The following is a 16,562-nucleotide window of genomic DNA, read 5'->3' as shown; positions in this document are numbered from 1 at the left end:
CTCTGCAGCCGACTCGCCAGGCCTATTGGGCCTGTTGCGGCACCGCCTGGCCGCTCAGGTAACCGGCGATGCCGCGGGCGACGGCGTCGGCGTAGCGTTGCCGGCCCGCCGGGCTTTCCATCAGGGCAGCGTCGGCGGGATTCTTCATGTTGCCCAGCTCGACCAGGATCGACGGGTATTCGGCCAGGTTCAGCCCGGCCAGGTCGGCGCGACCCTTCAAGCCGTCGGTGCCGATATAGGTGGCCGGCGGAATGCCCGCGGCCTGCAACTGCCCGCGCATCACCTGGGCGAACCGGACCGCGGGCCCCTCCTGCGCCGGGTTGAGCGGCGGCGCGGAGTAGTTGACGTGGAACCCGCGGCCGGCGGCCGGTCCGCCGTCGGCGTGGATGGACACGATCGCATTCGGGTGCAGGGAGTTGGCCATGGCGGCGCGCTCGTCGACGCACGGCCCCGGCCCGTTGTCGTCGCCGCGGGACATCGCGGTGCGCACCCCCGCCGCGTTGAGGGCGTGGCGGATCCGCAGCGTGGTGTCCCAGGCGAAGCTGTGCTCGGGGTAGCCGGAGTTGGTGGTGGTGCCGCTGGTCTGGCAGTTCTTGGTGCCGCCCCGGCCGTTGGTCACCTGGCGGCCGATGGCGGCGGGATCGGCGGTGCCGCTGTGCCCGGGGTCGAGGAAGACGATCATGCCGGCGATATTGCCCGGCGCCGCCGAGGACAACGGGGCGCTCGGTATGGCCGCGGCCACCACCAGGCCGGTGGCGATCGCGACGCCGACACGGGAGAGAACTGGTACGCGCACGCCGCCAAGGTAGGCCGGGGCCGACTACGCTGGGTGTTTCACACGCGCCGGGTCTTGGAGCTGATACCAAGCCGCAATCAAGTCGAGACCGCGCACAACAACGCAAGGGGAACGTCATGCAACCAGGAGGCCCGCCCGACATGTCGGCGTTGCTGGCCCAGGCTCAGCAGATGCAGCAGCGACTGCTGCAGGCGCAGCAGGAGCTGGCCGTCACCGAGGTGCACGGCGAAGCCGGCGGCGGCCTGGTCAAGGTCACCTCCAACGGCAGCGGTGAGGTGCTGGCCGTGCAGATCGACCCGAAGGTCGTCGACCCCTCCGACCTGGAAACGCTGCAGGACCTGATCGTCGGCGCGCTCGCCGATGCGTCGAAGAAAGCCCAGACCCTGGCCCAGGAGCGGCTCTCCCCGCTGGCCGGCGGCATGGGCAACGCGCTCGGCATGCCGGGGGCCTAGGTGTTTGAAGGTCCGGTCCAGGACCTCATCGATGAGCTGGGCAAGCTCCCGGGTATCGGCCCCAAGAGTGCCCAGCGGATCGCGTTCCATCTGCTGTCGGTGGAGCCCTCAGAGATCGATCGGCTCAGTGCGGTGTTGACGAAGGTGCGCGACGGGGTGCGGTTCTGCGAGGTGTGCGGCAACGTCTCGGATGCGGAGCGCTGCCGGATCTGCGGGGATCCTCGCCGGGATTTCGCCCAGATCTGTGTCGTCGAAGAACCCAAGGACGTCGCCGCCATCGAGCGCACCCGGGAGTTCCACGGCCGCTATCACGTGCTCGGCGGCGCGCTGGATCCGCTGAGCGGAATCGGGCCGGAGCAGCTGCGGGTGCGTGAGTTGCTGAACCGGGTGGGGGAGCGGATCGACGGGGTCGACGTCAACGAGGTGATCATCGCCACCGACCCCAACACCGAAGGCGAGGCGACCGCCACCTACCTGGTGCGCATGCTGCGCGACATCCCCGGCCTTTCGGTGACGCGCCTGGCCTCCGGGCTGCCGATGGGCGGTGACCTGGAGTTCGCCGACGAGCTGACGCTGGGCCGGGCGTTCACCGGCCGCCGCGCCATGGCCTAGGGCTTCCTCGCCGCGTTCCATGGCTTAGGACTTGGCCCCGCCCCGCGAGCCTGTGGTTACCGTGCTCGCTACTCGCACTTCTTCGCGCCAACTCTCCCCCGCAAGCGGGAGGTACCCCCAGGCTCGGTGAACGTGTCAGTCCCCGTCGGCAGGATCTGGCCATGGGAGAGGTCTTCATCGGCAGCGAAGCGCTGGCCCAGGGGCGCCTCACCGAGTACGAGCTGCGCCGTTGGCACCGGGCGATTTTCCGCGACGTCTATGTGCCGGCACGACATCAGCCCAGCCTGCACGACCGGGTAGAGGGGGCGTGGCTCCGTTCTGGACGGCGAGGCGTCATTGCCGGGTTAGCCGCATCGGCCCTCCACGGCGCCAGGTGGGTGGACTCCGATATCCCGATCGAACTGATCTGGCCGAATACCCGGCCACCGCGGGGCCTGATCGCCCGCGATGAAACCCTGGCCGGCGAGGAAATAACCACAGTCGCCGGCATACCGGTCACCACACCCGCCCGCACCGCCTACGACCTGGGCCGGCACCTGCCAAGAGTTCACGCGGTGGCCCGGCTCGACGCCCTCGCCCGGGCCACCCCGTTCAGCGCTGAGGATGTGCTGCTGATCGCCAAGCATCACAACGGCGCGCGCGGCTTACGAAAGCTGCGGGCGGCGCTTCCACTGGTCGATCCCGGCGCCGCCTCACTCAGGGAGTCCAGGCTGCGGTTGCGACTGATCGACGCCGGCGTGCCCGTCCCGACCACCCAGATCCCGGTGATCGAGCGGGGGTATTGGCCGTTCGCCTGGCTTGATATGGGCTGGGAGGACTACAAGGTGTCGGCCGAATACGACGGGGATCACCATCAAAAGGATCGTCAGCAGTACGTCAAAGACCACAAGCGCCAGCGCAGATTGGAAGGCCTGGGCTGGATCAACATCCGGGTCATCAACGAGGACAACTCCAGCGAGACGGTCCGCCGCGTCACCGAGGCGCTGCGATCCCGCGGCTGGCGGCCTTAGACCGGTTGCAGCACTTCGGAAATCGGTGCCCCCGCGGCGATCTTCCCCCGAGCCGTCCGCACCTGCTCCGGGATGCCCGCGCCCACCACGGCGACCAGCACACCGTCGCGCTCGTAGTAGGCCAGGAATCGGCGGCCGTCATCCTCGACCAGGTGCACGGTGTCGCCGGCCCGCGGGTGCCCGAGGCACTGAATTTTGAGGTCGTACTGGTCGCTCCAGAAGTACGGCACGCCCGCGGCGGGCGCCGCATCCAGGTTCAGCATCGCCGACACCAGGCTGCGCGCCTGCTCAGCGACGTTGCTCCAGTGCTCCACCCGGGCTTGGGAACCCGTGCCATCGCGCCAACTCGCCACATCGCCCAGCGCCCAGACGTCCGGAGCGTTGGTACGCCCGACCTCGTCGCACACGATCCCGTCGGCCACCGCGATCTCGCTGCCGGCCAGCCAGTCGCAGGCGGGCCGTGACCCGATGCCCACCACCACCAGATCGGCGGCCAACACCGAGCCGTCCGACAACGTCACCGACTCCACGCCGTCCGTCCCGGCGACGGAGGTCACGGTCACGCCGGTGCGCACGTCGACGCCTTCGTCGCGGTGCAGCCGGGTGACCAACGCGCCCAGCTGCTCGCCCAGCACGGAGGCCAGCGGGGTGGGCTGGGGTTCCACCAGCACCACACCCACCCCCGAGCTGCGCAAGCTGGCCGAGACCTCGCAGCCGATGAACCCCGCCCCGATCACCACGGCACGCCGGGCGCCCGCGGCCTGCTCCCGAAGCGCCACACAGTCGTCGAACGACCGCAGTACACAGATGCCGTCCAGCTCGCCGAACGACGGAATGCGCCGCGGCACCAGGCCGGTGGCGATCACCAGCTGGTCGTAGCGCAGCACCTCCCCGTCGGCCAGCGTGACCGTGTGGGCGGCCGCGTCGACGCCACGGGCGGCGACGCCGAGCCGCAACCCGATGCGGTGCTGCTCGTAGAACGCCGCCGGCTTCAAAGCCACGTCGTCTACCTCACCCCGCAGCATCTGCTTGGACAGCGGCGGACGGTCGTAGGGCAGATGGGCCTCGGCGCCGACGATGGTGATCGCGTCGGCATAGTCGTTGCGGCGCAATTGCTCCGCGGTACGGACCGCGGCCAGGCCGGCCCCGACGATGACGACCCCGCTCACGGCCGCGCCACCTCCACCATCTCGAAGTCGGCTTTCGCCGCACCGCAGTCCGGGCAGCTCCAGTCCTCGGGGATGTCGGCCCAGCGGGTGCCCGGGGCGATGCCGTCCTCCGGCCAACCCAGCGCCTCGTCGTACTCGAAACCGCACTGCAGGCACCGGAACAGTTTGTAGTCGTTCATGAGTTCACTCCCATCGGTTCGAAATCCAGCTTTTCGCGTACTGCACCGTCAGGGCATCCGTGGGCGGCCATCAGGCGGCCGCCCCGTACCGCGCCAGGACCTTCGCCCGCACACGCGGCTGGATGTTGGCCCGGGTGATGTCACCGGCGTAGTGCTCCAGCACCCGGTGGTCCATCAGCTTGCGCCACACCGGCGGGAAGTAGGTCACCCCAATGAGCGCTCCATATCCGGCCGGCAGGTTCGGCGAGTCCTCGAAGCTGCGCAGCGTCTGGTAGCGCCGGGTCGGGTTGGCGTGGTGGTCGCTGTGCCGCTGCAGGTGGTAGAGGAACAGGTTGGTCACCATGTGGTCGGAGTTCCAGCTGTGCTGCGGGGTGCAGCGCTCGTAGCGGCCGCCGGCCTGCTTCTGACGCACCAGGCCGTAATGCTCCAGGTAGTTCACCGACTCCAGCAGCGACGAGCCGTACAAAGCGTTGATCAGCAGGTAGGGGATCAGTGCGACACCGAACACCGCGATCATCACGCCCCAGAACAGCACCGACATCGCCAGCGCGTTGATCACGTCGTTGCCCCACCAGGTGCGCGGGTTCCAGGGGTTCTTGCCGGTACGACGGATCCGCGCCGCCTCCAGCTCCCACGCCGAGCGGATGCCGCCCCAGGTGCTACGCGGCAGGAACTCCCAGAACGTCTCGCCGAAACGCGCCGACGCCGGGTCCTCCGGGGTGGCCACCCGCACGTGGTGGCCACGGTTGTGCTCGACGTAGAAGTGTCCGTAGCAGACCTGCGCCAAGGTGATCTTGGACAGCCACCGCTCCAGCGAGTCCCGCTTGTGGCCCAATTCGTGAGCGGTGTTGATGCCCACCCCGGCCACCGTGGCCGCCGACATCGCCACACCGATTTTGCCCAGCCAGCCCAGCGACCCGTCGAAGCCGAGCCAGCCCAGGTCCGAGGCGGTGAACAGGTAGGCGCCCAGGATGGCGCTGGCGTACTGCAGCGGGATGTAGGCGTAGGTCGCGTACCGGTAGTACTTGTCGTTCTCCAGGGCGGGCATCACCTCATCCGGCGGGTTCTGCCCGTCGGCCCCGACCCACAGGTCCAGCACCGGCAGGATCACGTAGAGCAGGATCGGCCCGATGTACAACGGCAGCTGCGCCGCGGTCTGCCAGCCGGCCTGGTTCATCGCCCACACCAGCGGCAGCACCAGGAACATCATGGTGGGCACGAACAGGCCCAACAGCCACAGGTGTCGTTTCTTGTCGTGCCAGATTTTTGGCTTGTCACTCAGTTCGGTGTTCATGTCGCCGACGTTAGGTATCGGCGCCCACTCGCCGCTCGTCCCGCGAAACCGGAATTCGGCCGGCTATTCGTCTTCGGGAGACAACACGGCGGCGCCGTACCACTGACAGAGCAGCAGCGCGATCTCAACGTCGAGCCGATCCTCGGTGATCGGGCGGCCGCGACGTTCGATCGCGCGCTGGACGCGGTACTTCATCGTGTTGACGTGGAAGTGCAGCTGCTCGCCGGCCGCCTTGAAGCTGGAACCGGTCCGCAGGAACACCCGCAGCGTGTCGCGCAGCCGCTCGTCGCCGTCGGTCGCGCAGGCCAGCGGGCCGAGGATTTCGCCGACCCAGGCTCGTGCGGCGGCCACGTTGTCACCGCCGAGCAGTGCCGCGGCCGACAGTCCCGGATCGCTTGCCGCGCTGACCCGGACCGAGCCGGAGGCTACTGCCAGGGTGTGGGTGGCCAGCGCCTGCTGATGCGACCGGCGGAAGCCCTGCACTCCGGGCAGCGGATTACCGATCGCCACCCAGGGCTCATCGGCCTGCGCGCAGGACCGGATCTGTTCCACCGCCTCGGCACCGGCATTCGACGCCAACGGAATCCAGGCCCACCCGGTGGCGCTGTCAGCGGGGATGAACAGCGGTGCACCCTGCCCGGCAACCGATTCGGCGAGTTGCTTGATGAAACCTTCGGCGGCCGCGAGCTTGTCGCCGCCAGCCTCGGGGTACCACACGACGAGTGCCACGTGGGTTCGCCGCAGCGGATAGCGGATCGCGGCCGTCATGGCGTCGACGTCCAAGCTGTCCCCGGTCAGGATCTCTCGGACCCGCAAGGCGCGCACCGCGTTTCGGCTTTCCAGCCAGCGTTCGCGCTCGGCCTGGTAGACGGCCGACACCTGTTGCGACATCTCGTCGATGTAGCCGAACATCAGTGTCGACATCTCCCCGAGCACATCCAGCCGTAGATCGGGATCCAGGTCGGCGGAACGGATCTCCTCCAGCACCACCCGCAGCGCCATTGAGTGGCCCAGCCGGTAGCCCCGTACCAATGCGTTCACCGGCACCCCGCGCTGCGCCAACCGGCGGGCGTGCTCCAAAGCGACGGGCGGCGCGGCGACGTCGGCCACCGGGATGTTGTGCCGGATCGCCGAGAAGTAGGTTTCGACGTTCGCCGTCACGGTTTCGTGCAGCAGCTGCAGCAGCGACGAGTCCGCGGTCAGGTCCGGCGACTCCTTGGCCACCAGTGCCTCGATGACTGCGGTGGTATCGGCCAGGCGATCGTAGAGCCGCTGGGAGATTCCGATCGCCGCGTCGGCAACGGTGCTCGGATCGGTCATGGTCGCAAACGTAGTCAGGCGCGCCGCGGCGCGCTCAGTCTTTCGGCGCGCAGCATCTCGACTTCGGGAAGCTCCAGCGGCGCCAGGTCGCCGACCACCTTCGACAGCAACAGGTCGGCCAGTTGCGGGTTGCGGGCCAGGCACGGCCCGTGCAGATAGGTGGCGACCACGCTGCCCTGCACGGCGCCGTCGTGTCCGTCGCCGGTCCGGTTCCCGGCGCCCTTGGTCACCGCGCTCAACGGTGTTGCCGAAGGCCCCAGCACGGTGCCGCCGCGGTGGTTCTCGAAGCCGGTCAGCGGCTGCGTCAGTCCCGCCAGCAGCGGGGTGCCGACCACTTCGCCGATAGTGCGCGTGTCCTGCGGTGCGGTGGTGACATCGAGCAGCCCCACCCCGTCGACGCGTTCCCCGGCAGAGGTCTCATACCAGTGCCCGAGCACCTGGATGGCCGCGCAGATCGCCAGCACCGGCGCCCCGCGCTCGGCGGCACGCTGCAATCCCGGATACCGGATCAGGTGCCGGGTGGCCAGCCGCTGCGCGTAGTCCTCGGCGCCGCCCAGGGTGTAGAGATCGAGTGATTCCGGTACCGGGTCGGCCAGGGTGATCTCGACGATCTCGGCGGCGATACCGCGCAGCAGCAGGCGCTGCCGTAGCACCACCGCGTTGCCGCTGTCGCCGTAGGTGCCCATCACGTCGGGCAACACCAGCCCGATCCGCACCGTCATGACGAAAGCCTCCGCTGCAGTGCCAGGAACGCGGTGTAGTTGGCGACCACCTCCACCCGCCCGGGCGGGCAGGACGCGATGGCCGCGCAGGTGTCGTGCACCAGGGTGTGTGACACACCGGCGTAGCCGAGCCGCACCGCCAGGTCGGTGCCGCGCTCCCCGGCGGCCACCACCGGAACCCCTTCGAAGTGCTCGAAGCGCACATCCCACAGCCAGGACAGGTCCTCGCCGTCGGGCACCTGCCCGTTGACGGCGATCACCACCCCGCCGGCCTGGTGGTCGACCATCGACAGCGCTTCTTGCCAGCCGGCCGGGTTCTTGGCCAGCAGCATCCGCACCGTGTGCTGGCCGACCTGCACGCTGCGGTAGCGCCCGGCCACCTCGTCGACGGCGCATACGGCGGCCACCGCTTTGACCGGGTCGGCGCCGAGCGCGACGGCGGCGGCGACGGCCTGGGCGGCGTTGCCGCGGTTGACGTTTCCGGGAAGCGACAGGCGCATCGGCAGCACCAGCCCGTCGGGTCCGTACAGCGAGTCGTCGTCGAACCACCACTGCGGGGTGGGCCGGGCGAAGTCGCATCCGGTCGAGCGCCAGTGCTCGTCGCGGCGGTCGATCACCTCGCCACTGCGCGGGCAGCTGACCGAGTCACCGGCCCAGCCGCCGCCCGCGGCGACCCACACCACGTTGGGGGAGTCGTAGGCGGCCGAGGTCATCAGCACGTCGTCGCAGTTGGCGACGACCACCGTCTGCGGATGTCGGGCGAGCCCGGTGCGCAGTGCGCGTTCCACGGCGTTGATCTCACCGACCCGGTCCAGCTGGTCGCGAGACAGGTTGAGCAGCACGACCACGGCCGGCGAGACCGCATCGGCCACGTGCGGCACGTGCATCTCGTCGACCTCGAGCGCCGCGCGCTGTGCGGTGCGGTCGGCGGCCAGCGCCGCCACCAGCCCGGCGTCCATGTTGGCGCCTTCGGCGTTGGTGGCGACCGGGCCCAGGTCACGCAGCGCGGCGGCGACCATGCGGGTGGTGGTCGACTTGCCGTTGGTGCCGGTGACGACGACGGTGCGCCGTCCGGTGCCCAGCTGACGCAGGATCGAGCGGTCCAGTGTCATCGCGACCAGGCCGCCGATCATCGCGCCGGCGCCGCGGCCGGTGACCCGCGACGCCCATCGGGCGCTCGCTCCGGCGGCCAGCGCGAGGCGTCCACGGGCGGTGATCACGGCGTGAGTTTAGGGCGATCACAAGCGCGGCGCTTGCGCCGGGCGCAGTGGGTCGCCCTCAGGGACTTAAGTTCACGACACGGGCCGGGGCGACCGGGCTTCGTCACCCCGGCGTGCCATTCTCATGGCATGAGTGCGCTGTGGGGGCGCCCGGCCCGCGATCCCGGCGACGGCTGGGTCGTCGTCGACGTCGAGACGTCGGGGTTTCGGCCCGGCCAGGCCCGGGTGCTCAGCGTCGCCGCCCTGGCACTGGACGCCGACGGCCGGATCGAGCGGTCGGCCTCCAGCCTGGTCAACCCAGGCACCGACCCCGGCCCCACCCATGTGCACGGACTCACCGCCGAGATGCTGGCGGGCCAGCCGCGGTTCGCCGACGTCTTCGACGAGGTCGCCGAGCTGCTGGCCGGGCGCACCCTGGTGGCGCACAACGTGGCCTTCGATTACACCTTCCTGGCCGTCGAAGCCGAGATGGCCGGCGCCGAACTGCCCGTCGACTCGGTGATGTGCACGCTGGAATTGGTCCGGCGCCTGGACCTGGGGCTGGCCAACCTGCGGCTGCAAAGCCTCGCCGCGCACTGGGGCATCGTCCAGACCCGCGCGCACGACGCGCTCGACGACGCCCGGGTGCTGGCCGGGGTGCTGGAGCCGGCGCTGCAGCGGGCCCGGGAACGGGACGTCTGGCTGCCGGTGCGGCCGGTCACCCGCCGCCGGTGGCCCAACGGCCGGATCACCCACGAAGAGCTGCGGCCGCTGAAGGCCCTGGCGTCGCGGATGCCGTGCGCCTACCTCAACCCCGGCCGCTACGTGCGGGGCCGCCCGCTGGTGCAGGGCATGCGGGTCGCGCTGTCGGCGGAGTGCAGTCGCACCCACGAGGAACTCGTCGAACGCATCCTGCATGCCGGGCTGGCCTACAGCGACGTCGTCGACACCAACACCTCACTGGTGATCTGCAACAACGACCACGCCGAGCAGGGCAAGGGCTACCAGGCGCGTGAACTCGGCGTGCCGACCGTCACCGACGCGCACTTCATGGCGTGCGTCGACCGGGTCGTCCAAGGCACCGGCATCGAGCAGTTCGCCGACGCCGGGTTGGCCGGCGAGCAGATCTCGCTGTTCTGAGCGCAGCCCGTTTCTTAGGGCACCGTCGCCCCATCTGCCCCAGCTGTCACGAGCGGGAAGGCGCATCGCTTGTGCCCGCCTTTGAGCGACAACGTGCGTTAGGTCGACCGCCCACCCCGGCGCCCGCACTGACATAACCTCGGTTGTCGCTCATAGGCGGGCAACAACCACGTGCCGACCTCGCGGTTGCTGGTGGGGCCGGAGTTATCCGCGGGACTCAGCCCAGCCGGGCCGCCCGGTTCACCGCGGAGACCACCGCGCGCAGCGACGCCGTGGTGATCGACGGCGCGATCCCGACGCCCCACACGGAGTTTCCGCCTATGGATGCCTCCACGTACGCCGCGGCTTGAGCTTCCTCGCCGGCGCTCATCGCGTGCTCGGAGTAGTCCAGCACGTGCACATGCACGTCGACCTGGGCCAGCGCGTCGACGAACGCGGCCAGCGGGCCGTTGCCCGCGCCGGCGATCTCGGTCTCCACCCCGTCGACCAAGACCGTGGCCTCGATGCGGTCGGTGCCGTCGTCGGTTTCGGCGGCGATCACCCGCTGCCGCATCCGCTCCAGCGGCCGCACCGGGTTCAGGTACTCGTCGGCGAACGCGTCCCACATCTCCTTCGGGGTGACCTCGCCGCCTTCGCCGTCGGTCAGGTGCTGGATCACCTTGGAGAATTCGATCTGCAGCCGCCTCGGCAGCACCAGCCCGTGGTCGGTCTTCATCACGTAGGCCACGCCGCCCTTGCCGGACTGCGAGTTGACCCGGATCACCGCCTCATACGTGCGGCCCACATCGCGCGGGTCGATCGGCAGGTACGGGACCTGCCAGAGCATGTCGTCGACATCGGAGTCGGCGGCATCCGCGTCGACCTTCATCTGGTCCAGGCCCTTGTTGATGGCGTCCTGGTGGCTGCCGGAGAACGCCGTATAAACCAGGTCGCCGCCATAGGGGTGGCGCTCGGGGACGTTGAGCTGGTTGCAGTACTCCACGGTGCGGCGGATCTCATCGATGTTGGAGAAGTCGATCTGCGGGTCCACCCCGCGGGAGAACAGGTTCAACCCGAGCGTCACCAGGCAGACGTTGCCGGTGCGTTCGCCGTTGCCGAACAGGCAGCCCTCGATCCGGTCCGCCCCGGCCTGGTAACCCAATTCCGCTGCGGCGACGGCAGTTCCGCGGTCATTGTGCGGGTGCAAGCTCAGGATGACCGAGTCGCGCCGCTTCAGGTTGCGGTGCATCCACTCGATCGAGTCGGCGTAAACGTTCGGGGTGGCCATCTCCACGGTGGCCGGCAGGTTGAAGATGATCGGCGAATCGGGCGATGGCTTAATCACATCGCCCACCGCGTCACATACCTCTTTGGCGTACTCCAGCTCGGTGCCGGTGTAGGACTCCGGGGAGTACTCGTAGCGCCACCGGGTGCCCGGATGCTTGGCCTGTTCCTCCAGGCATTTGCGGGCCCCGTTGACGGCGATCTGCAGCACCGCGGCCCGGTCGGCTTTGAACACCACCCGGCGCTGCAGGACCGAGGTGGAGTTGTAAAAGTGCACGATCACGTTCTTGGCGCCGTCGCACGCTTCGAAGGTGCGCTCGATCAGCTCGTCGCGGCACTGGGTCAGCACCTGGATGGTGACGTCGTCCGGGATCGCACCGGACTCGATGATCTCGCGGACGAAGTCGAAGTCGGTCTGGCTGGCCGAGGGGAAGCCGACCTCGATCTCCTTGTAGCCCATGGCCACCAGCAGGTCGAACATGCGGCGTTTGCGGGCCGGGCTCATCGGGTCGATCAGCGCCTGGTTGCCGTCGCGCAGGTCCACCGCGCACCACAGCGGTGCCTTGTCGATGACGGTGTCCGGCCAGGTGCGGTCTTTGAGGGTGACGGGCTCGACTTCTTCGGCGAAGCTGCGGTAGCGCTGCACCGGCATCGCCGAGCCGCGCTGCTGATTCCAGGGGGGCTGGCCGGGGCTGGGCGGCCCGGCGGGTTTGGTGATGGGGCGCCCCGAAGTGAAGGAGTCGGCGCTGGAGAAAGTAGTCACGGTGATTGCTCCGGGTTTGTCAGAGGGACCTGAAGACCGGCGCATCGCGAACACCCGCGACGGGAGGCCGGTCTGGATCAGACCCCGTCGCGGCGTCCGAGAAGGAGCACCCGCTGCACGTCGGCCAGTTTAGCGCGGCAAAGGCGCCACGGCGAAAACGGCAGACCTTGGTCGGGCGAAGCCGCGCCGGTAGCGAAGCCGCCATCCTGCTGGCGTGAGCGCGGCGAGGACGACCCCGTATCCTGATTGTCGGCCCAAAACCCCGTGGACGTAGAAGGGACAGCCGTGGCGCTCGTCGTGCAGAAATACGGCGGATCGTCGGTGGCCGACGCCGACCGGGTCCGCCGCGTCGCCGAGCGCATCGTCGAGACCAAGAACGTCGGCGACGACGTCGTCGTGGTCTGTTCGGCGATGGGCGACACCACCGATGACCTGCTGGACCTGGCCCAACAGGTCTGCTCGTCCCCACCGGCCCGAGAGCTGGACATGTTGCTCACCGCCGGCGAGCGGATCTCTAACGCCCTGGTGGCGATGGCCGTCGAGGAGCTGGGCTGCCAGGCCCGCTCGTTCACCGGCTCGCAGGCCGGGGTGATCACCACCGGCGTGCACGGCAAGGCCAAGATCATCGATGTCACCCCGGGCCGGCTGCAGGCCGCGCTCGGGGAGAACCAGGTGGTGATGGTCGCCGGCTTCCAGGGCGTCAGCCAGGACACCAAAGACGTCACCACGTTGGGCCGCGGCGGCTCGGACACCACCGCGGTGGCGCTGGCCGCCGCGCTCAACGCCGACGTCTGCGAGATCTACACCGACGTCGACGGCATCTTCAGTGCCGACCCGCGCATCGTGCCCAACGCCCAGAAACTGGACAAGGTCACCTTCGAGGAGATGCTCGAACTGGCCGCGTGCGGCGCCAAGGTGCTGATGCTGCGCTGCGTGGAGTACGCCCGCCGCTACCACCTGCCCATTCATGTCCGGTCCTCCTACTCGGACAAGCCCGGCACCATCGTTTCCGGATCGATCAAGGACATCCCCATGGAAGACGCCCTCCTGACCGGAGTTGCCCACGACAAGAGCGAAGCCAAGGTGACCGTGGTCGGCATTCCCGACCTGCCCGGCTACGCGGCGAAGATCTTCCGCGCCATTGCCGACGCCGACATCAACATCGACATGGTGTTGCAGAACGTCTCCAAGGTCGAGGACGGCAAGACCGACATCACCTTCACCTGCCCGCGCGACAACGGGCCCGCCGCGGTGGCGATGCTGGAGTCCCGCAAGAGCGAGATCGGCTTCACCGAGGTGCTCTACGACGACCATGTCGGCAAGGTGTCGCTGATCGGTGCCGGGATGCGCAGCCACCCGGGCGTCACGGCCACCTTCTGCGAGACGCTGGCCGACAACGGCGTCAACATCGACCTGATCTCCACCTCGGAGATCCGGATCTCGGTGCTGGTGGCCGAATCGGACCTGGACAAGGCCGTGGTCACGCTGCATCAGGCGTTCGGCCTCGGCGGCGACGAGCAGGCGACGGTGTACGCCGGGACGGGACGCTGAGATGGTCGCATTAGGCGTAGTCGGTGCCACCGGCCAAGTCGGCCAGGTGATGCGCAACCTGCTGGAAGAACGCAACTTCCCCGCCGATCAGCTGCGGTTCTTCGCCTCGGCGCGCTCGGCCGGGCGCAAGCTGGAGTTCCGCGGCGCTGAGATCGAGGTCGAGGACGCCGAGACCGCCGACCCGACCGGCCTGGACATCGCACTGTTCTCCGCCGGCGGCGCGATGTCGAAGGTGCAGGCGCCGCGCTTCGCCGCCGCCGGGGTGACGGTGATCGACAACTCCTCGGCCTGGCGCAAAGACCCCGACGTGCCGTTGGTGGTCTCGGAGGTGAACTTCGACCGGGATGTGCGCGGGGTGTCCTTGAAGAAGGGCATCATCGCCAACCCGAACTGCACCACGATGGCCGCGATGCCGGTGCTCAAGCCGCTGCACGACGAGGCGGGCCTGACCCGGCTGATCGTGTCGACCTACCAGGCGGTTTCGGGCAGCGGCGTGGCGGGGGTGCAGGAGTTGGCCGGGCAGGTGCGCGCGGTCGCCGACGGCGCCGAGCAGCTGGTGCACGACGGCGGCGCAGTCGACTTCCCGGCGCCGAACAAGTACGTCGCGCCGATCGCCTTCAACGTGGTCGCCCTGGCCGGCAGCTACGTCGACGACGGTTCCGGTGAAACCGACGAGGACCAGAAGCTGCGGTCCGAGAGCCGCAAAATCCTCGGCATCCCAGACCTTTTGGTGAGTGGTACCTGCGTTCGGGTGCCGGTGTTCACCGGGCACTCGCTGTCGATCAATGCCGAGTTCGCCCGGCCGATCTCGCCGGAGCGGGCCACCGAGTTGCTGAAGGCAGCACCGGGTGTGACGGTGACCGATGTGCCCACCCCGCTGGCTGCCGCCGGCGCCGACGACTCCCTGGTGGGTCGGATCCGGGTCGACCCCGGTGCGCCCGACGGGCGCGGCCTGGCGTTGTTCGTCTCCGGGGACAACCTGCGTAAAGGGGCCGCGCTCAACACGATTCAGATCGCCGAGCTGCTGGCTGCGTCTTCCGGGGCCTGACCCCGCTCCGAGGCGCCGAACGTGCACCGGCTGCGAAAAACCGCGCGGAATTTCGCAATGGTTGCACGCTCAATGGGAGCCATCGCGCTGTTGGTCTGCCCGCCCGCACATGCCGAACCGCCCGCGCCGATCCCGCGTCCGGTGCTGTGGCCGCTGGCCGAGGGTCAGGTGGTCCGGATCGGGCCGAGCGCTGGAACCGGCACGCTCACCGGTGATTACGGCATCGGCGCGACCGATCTGTGCGAGTTCATGGAGTTCCCCACCGCGGTGCTGCAGATCTGCGGGGACAGCTTCGCCGGCCAAGGTGTCGGGTTCGGCGGCTGGTATTCCCCGATCGCGCTGCGGCTCGACCCGGACTCGGTCGACGACCCCGCCGGGGTGCGCTACACCGGGGTGATCGGGGTGGACAGACCGCTGCTGGCCGACCCGTCACCGGCCGGCAGCACGCAGTTGCCGGCCGGGATCGTGTCGATCAACCGGACCAACTACCTGATGGTGACCACCGCCACGATGCTGGTGCCCCAGACCTCACGTCTGGTGAAAGCCGATCCGGTGCAACCGGCTTGGCAGACGGTACCGGGTTCGGTACGACCGGCCTCCTATCAGGATTTCGGCCAATCCCAGATCAGCGGCTACTACGACCCGGTTCCGACACCGGACTCGGTCACCGGCTGGGTATACCTCGTCGCCAACAACTTCGACCGCAGCGCGTCGGTGACGCTGTACCGGGTCGCTCCGGAGGCGTTCACCGACCGGTCGGCCTGGCAGGGCTGGGCGGCCGGCAACGGCTGGGGGCATAAACCCACACCGTTATGGAACGACCAGATCGGCGAGCTGAGCCTACGCCAGGTCGACGGCAAGCCGGTGCTGTCCTACTTCAACGGGACCACCGGGAACATGGAGGTCCGGGTGGCCTACGAGCCGACCGGGCTGGGCACCGCGCCGGTGACCACGGTGGTGCAGCACACCGAGTGGCCGGACGCGCCGGTGCCCGTGGAGACCCTGCCCTCACCGTTCGACAACCGGCTGGCCCAGCCCTACGGCGGCTACATCTCACCGGGCTCGACGCTGGACGAGCTGCGGGTGTTCATCAGCCAGTGGAACACCGAGCCGCATCACCGGGCGCCGTACCGGGTGATCCAATTCGCTGTCAATCCGTTCAAGCCGTGGTCAGCGCCTTGAGCTCATAGCGGACGCATAGCCGGCACCTAGCGATGCCGGGCGATTGTTCGCGCACCATGTCAACCATGAGCGAAACACCTGAAACCACCCAGCCCCCGGCCGTGCCGCCCCGCGCGGTCGAGCCCAAGCCGTACTGGGTCTACCGGCTCGCCGCCTGGGTCGCCATCGTCGCCGGGATCGTCTTCATCGTCTCGTCGATCTTCTTCGCCGGCGTCTATGCCAGCGGCGGCATGCGTGGTCACCACTGCCACCACAAACACCACGGGCCTCACCACGGCGCGATGTTCCACAAGGGGTTCCACCATGGCCCGCACCGCGGGCCGGGCCCGATGATGCCGGGTCCGGAACGACCTGGGCCCGGCGAGCTGCCGCCGTCGGTCACCCCGTCGCCGCCGCCCCCGCCCGGCCGGTAGCCGGTCCGGCCACCAGCAAACCAGCCGCCGCCTCAAAGGGCGGCGGCTGGCCTGGTTCTCAGGCATGATTACGGGATATGACCGAGACACCCGCACCCAAACCGGCGCCGCCACCGCCACCGCCTCCGCCGCCACCGGCCAAACCGAACCGGCTGTTTCAGGTAGCAGCATGGGTGGTGATCATCGCCGGGACCGTGTTCGTCGCCGCGGTGATCTTCTGCGCAGGCACCTACCTCAGCGATAGCGGTTGGCACGGACACCGTCACGGGCCATGCATGATGCATCACGGTCCGCCGATGGGCCCGGGCTTCGGGCCCGCCGGTCCGGGTAACGAACCGGGTTGGCCCGGCTTCCGTCCCGCCGGTCCCGGTAACGGGCCGGGCGGACCGGGCGTCCCGCCGCCCCCGCCGCACCGTTAGTCGTTCCCAGCACACCAACGCCCCACGATC

The 16,562-nt window shown here is 69.1% G+C and carries 17 protein-coding genes; 9 read left to right on the top strand and 8 right to left on the bottom strand.

Annotated elements, in window-relative coordinates; all coding sequences use genetic code 11:
* Positions 1–22 precede the first annotated feature (22 nt).
* A complete protein-coding gene (locus tag AC5Y31_RS08775) occupies positions 23–796 on the bottom strand; it encodes an Rv3717 family N-acetylmuramoyl-L-alanine amidase (RefSeq protein WP_499979634.1) in 774 nt (257 codons plus the stop codon).
* 116 nt (positions 797–912) lie between these two features.
* Between AC5Y31_RS08775 and AC5Y31_RS08770 the strand changes: the two genes are divergently transcribed.
* The 3 genes from AC5Y31_RS08770 to AC5Y31_RS08760 all read left to right on the top strand — a co-directional run bounded on the left by AC5Y31_RS08770 (position 913) and on the right by AC5Y31_RS08760 (position 2,870).
* Complete coding sequence (locus AC5Y31_RS08770; RefSeq protein WP_082947220.1) at positions 913–1,248, top strand: YbaB/EbfC family nucleoid-associated protein; 336 nt, start codon at positions 913–915, stop codon at positions 1,246–1,248.
* Positions 1,249–1,860: a recombination mediator RecR gene (recR, locus tag AC5Y31_RS08765; protein ID WP_065024537.1), complete on the top strand. Its 612-nt coding sequence runs from the start codon at positions 1,249–1,251 to the stop codon at positions 1,858–1,860.
* A gap of 161 nt (positions 1,861–2,021) precedes the next feature.
* Positions 2,022–2,870 (top strand): type IV toxin-antitoxin system AbiEi family antitoxin, encoded by an 849-nt coding sequence (locus AC5Y31_RS08760; RefSeq protein WP_499979633.1) that lies wholly within the window; start codon positions 2,022–2,024, stop codon positions 2,868–2,870.
* Here the strand turns inward: AC5Y31_RS08760 and AC5Y31_RS08755 are convergent.
* The 6 genes from AC5Y31_RS08755 to AC5Y31_RS08730 all read right to left on the bottom strand — a co-directional run bounded on the left by AC5Y31_RS08755 (position 2,867) and on the right by AC5Y31_RS08730 (position 8,774).
* Positions 2,867–4,039, bottom strand: a complete 1,173-nt coding sequence (locus AC5Y31_RS08755; RefSeq protein WP_499979631.1) for an NAD(P)/FAD-dependent oxidoreductase — start codon at positions 4,037–4,039, stop codon at positions 2,867–2,869. The two genes, AC5Y31_RS08760 and AC5Y31_RS08755, sit on opposite strands and share 4 nt — an antisense overlap.
* Entirely contained in the window at positions 4,036–4,218 is a 183-nt protein-coding gene (locus tag AC5Y31_RS08750) for a rubredoxin (protein WP_065024539.1), read from the bottom strand. Before AC5Y31_RS08750 ends, AC5Y31_RS08755 begins: the two co-directional genes overlap by 4 nt.
* Before the next feature lie 70 nt (positions 4,219–4,288).
* Positions 4,289–5,512 (bottom strand): alkane 1-monooxygenase, encoded by a 1,224-nt coding sequence (locus tag AC5Y31_RS08745; RefSeq protein WP_065024540.1) that lies wholly within the window; start codon positions 5,510–5,512, stop codon positions 4,289–4,291.
* Between the two features lie 63 nt (positions 5,513–5,575).
* A complete protein-coding gene (locus AC5Y31_RS08740; RefSeq protein WP_065024541.1) occupies positions 5,576–6,832 on the bottom strand; it encodes a PucR family transcriptional regulator in 1,257 nt (418 codons plus the stop codon).
* A gap of 14 nt (positions 6,833–6,846) precedes the next feature.
* Positions 6,847–7,554: a type 1 glutamine amidotransferase gene (locus AC5Y31_RS08735; protein ID WP_065024542.1), complete on the bottom strand. Its 708-nt coding sequence runs from the start codon at positions 7,552–7,554 to the stop codon at positions 6,847–6,849.
* A complete protein-coding gene (locus tag AC5Y31_RS08730) occupies positions 7,551–8,774 on the bottom strand; it encodes a Mur ligase family protein (RefSeq protein WP_499979628.1) in 1,224 nt (407 codons plus the stop codon). Before AC5Y31_RS08730 ends, AC5Y31_RS08735 begins: the two co-directional genes overlap by 4 nt.
* A 129-nt stretch (positions 8,775–8,903) precedes the next feature.
* Here AC5Y31_RS08730 and AC5Y31_RS08725 point away from each other — a divergent pair, with 129 nt between their 5' ends.
* The gene (locus AC5Y31_RS08725) at positions 8,904–9,893 is read left to right on the top strand and encodes a DEDDh family exonuclease (protein ID WP_499979626.1); all 990 of its coding nucleotides are present in this window, start codon (positions 8,904–8,906) and stop codon (positions 9,891–9,893) included.
* Between the two features lie 217 nt (positions 9,894–10,110).
* On the opposite strand, the gene leuA is transcribed toward AC5Y31_RS08725, so the two are convergent.
* Positions 10,111–11,964, bottom strand: coding sequence for a 2-isopropylmalate synthase (leuA, locus tag AC5Y31_RS08720; protein ID WP_499979622.1), 1,854 nt, complete (start codon positions 11,962–11,964; stop codon positions 10,111–10,113).
* A gap of 240 nt (positions 11,965–12,204) precedes the next feature.
* Here leuA and AC5Y31_RS08715 point away from each other — a divergent pair, with 240 nt between their 5' ends.
* The 5 genes from AC5Y31_RS08715 to AC5Y31_RS08695 all read left to right on the top strand — a co-directional run bounded on the left by AC5Y31_RS08715 (position 12,205) and on the right by AC5Y31_RS08695 (position 16,532).
* Positions 12,205–13,470: an aspartate kinase gene (locus tag AC5Y31_RS08715; protein WP_065024546.1), complete on the top strand. Its 1,266-nt coding sequence runs from the start codon at positions 12,205–12,207 to the stop codon at positions 13,468–13,470.
* 1 nt (position 13,471) lies between these two features.
* Positions 13,472–14,518 (top strand): aspartate-semialdehyde dehydrogenase, encoded by a 1,047-nt coding sequence (locus AC5Y31_RS08710; protein WP_499979620.1) that lies wholly within the window; start codon positions 13,472–13,474, stop codon positions 14,516–14,518.
* A 57-nt stretch (positions 14,519–14,575) separates the two neighbouring features.
* Positions 14,576–15,700 (top strand): DUF4185 domain-containing protein, encoded by a 1,125-nt coding sequence (locus tag AC5Y31_RS08705; protein ID WP_301632875.1) that lies wholly within the window; start codon positions 14,576–14,578, stop codon positions 15,698–15,700.
* A gap of 65 nt (positions 15,701–15,765) precedes the next feature.
* Positions 15,766–16,113 (top strand): hypothetical protein, encoded by a 348-nt coding sequence (locus tag AC5Y31_RS08700; RefSeq protein WP_301632876.1) that lies wholly within the window; start codon positions 15,766–15,768, stop codon positions 16,111–16,113.
* A 77-nt stretch (positions 16,114–16,190) separates the two neighbouring features.
* On the top strand, positions 16,191–16,532 hold the full coding sequence (locus AC5Y31_RS08695) for a hypothetical protein (RefSeq protein ID WP_499979617.1): 342 nt from the start codon (positions 16,191–16,193) through the stop codon (positions 16,530–16,532).
* Positions 16,533–16,562 lie beyond the last annotated feature (30 nt).

The sequence above is a fragment of the Mycobacterium sp. NGS18 genome (assembly GCF_059813185.1).
Note: the sequence above shows the minus strand (reverse complement) of the source record. Positions and strands in the feature narration are given on the sequence as shown.

Excerpts from the sequence above, each read along its gene's own strand:
- AC5Y31_RS08770 (WP_082947220.1), top strand. The coding sequence starts at position 913 with ATGCAACCAGGAGGCCCGCCCGACATGTCGGCGTTGCTGGCCCAGGCT.
- AC5Y31_RS08760 (WP_499979633.1), top strand. The coding sequence starts at position 2,022 with ATGGGAGAGGTCTTCATCGGCAGCGAAGCGCTGGCCCAGGGGCGCCTC.
- AC5Y31_RS08750 (WP_065024539.1), bottom strand. The coding sequence starts at position 4,218 with ATGAACGACTACAAACTGTTCCGGTGCCTGCAGTGCGGTTTCGAGTAC.
- AC5Y31_RS08745 (WP_065024540.1), bottom strand. The coding sequence starts at position 5,512 with ATGAACACCGAACTGAGTGACAAGCCAAAAATCTGGCACGACAAGAAA.
- AC5Y31_RS08740 (WP_065024541.1), bottom strand. The coding sequence starts at position 6,832 with ATGACCGATCCGAGCACCGTTGCCGACGCGGCGATCGGAATCTCCCAG.
- AC5Y31_RS08735 (WP_065024542.1), bottom strand. The coding sequence starts at position 7,554 with ATGACGGTGCGGATCGGGCTGGTGTTGCCCGACGTGATGGGCACCTAC.
- AC5Y31_RS08725 (WP_499979626.1), top strand. The coding sequence starts at position 8,904 with ATGAGTGCGCTGTGGGGGCGCCCGGCCCGCGATCCCGGCGACGGCTGG.
- leuA (WP_499979622.1), bottom strand. The coding sequence starts at position 11,964 with ATGCGCCGGTCTTCAGGTCCCTCTGACAAACCCGGAGCAATCACCGTG.
- AC5Y31_RS08710 (WP_499979620.1), top strand. The coding sequence starts at position 13,472 with ATGGTCGCATTAGGCGTAGTCGGTGCCACCGGCCAAGTCGGCCAGGTG.
- AC5Y31_RS08705 (WP_301632875.1), top strand. The coding sequence starts at position 14,576 with ATGGTTGCACGCTCAATGGGAGCCATCGCGCTGTTGGTCTGCCCGCCC.
- AC5Y31_RS08700 (WP_301632876.1), top strand. The coding sequence starts at position 15,766 with ATGAGCGAAACACCTGAAACCACCCAGCCCCCGGCCGTGCCGCCCCGC.
- AC5Y31_RS08695 (WP_499979617.1), top strand. The coding sequence starts at position 16,191 with ATGACCGAGACACCCGCACCCAAACCGGCGCCGCCACCGCCACCGCCT.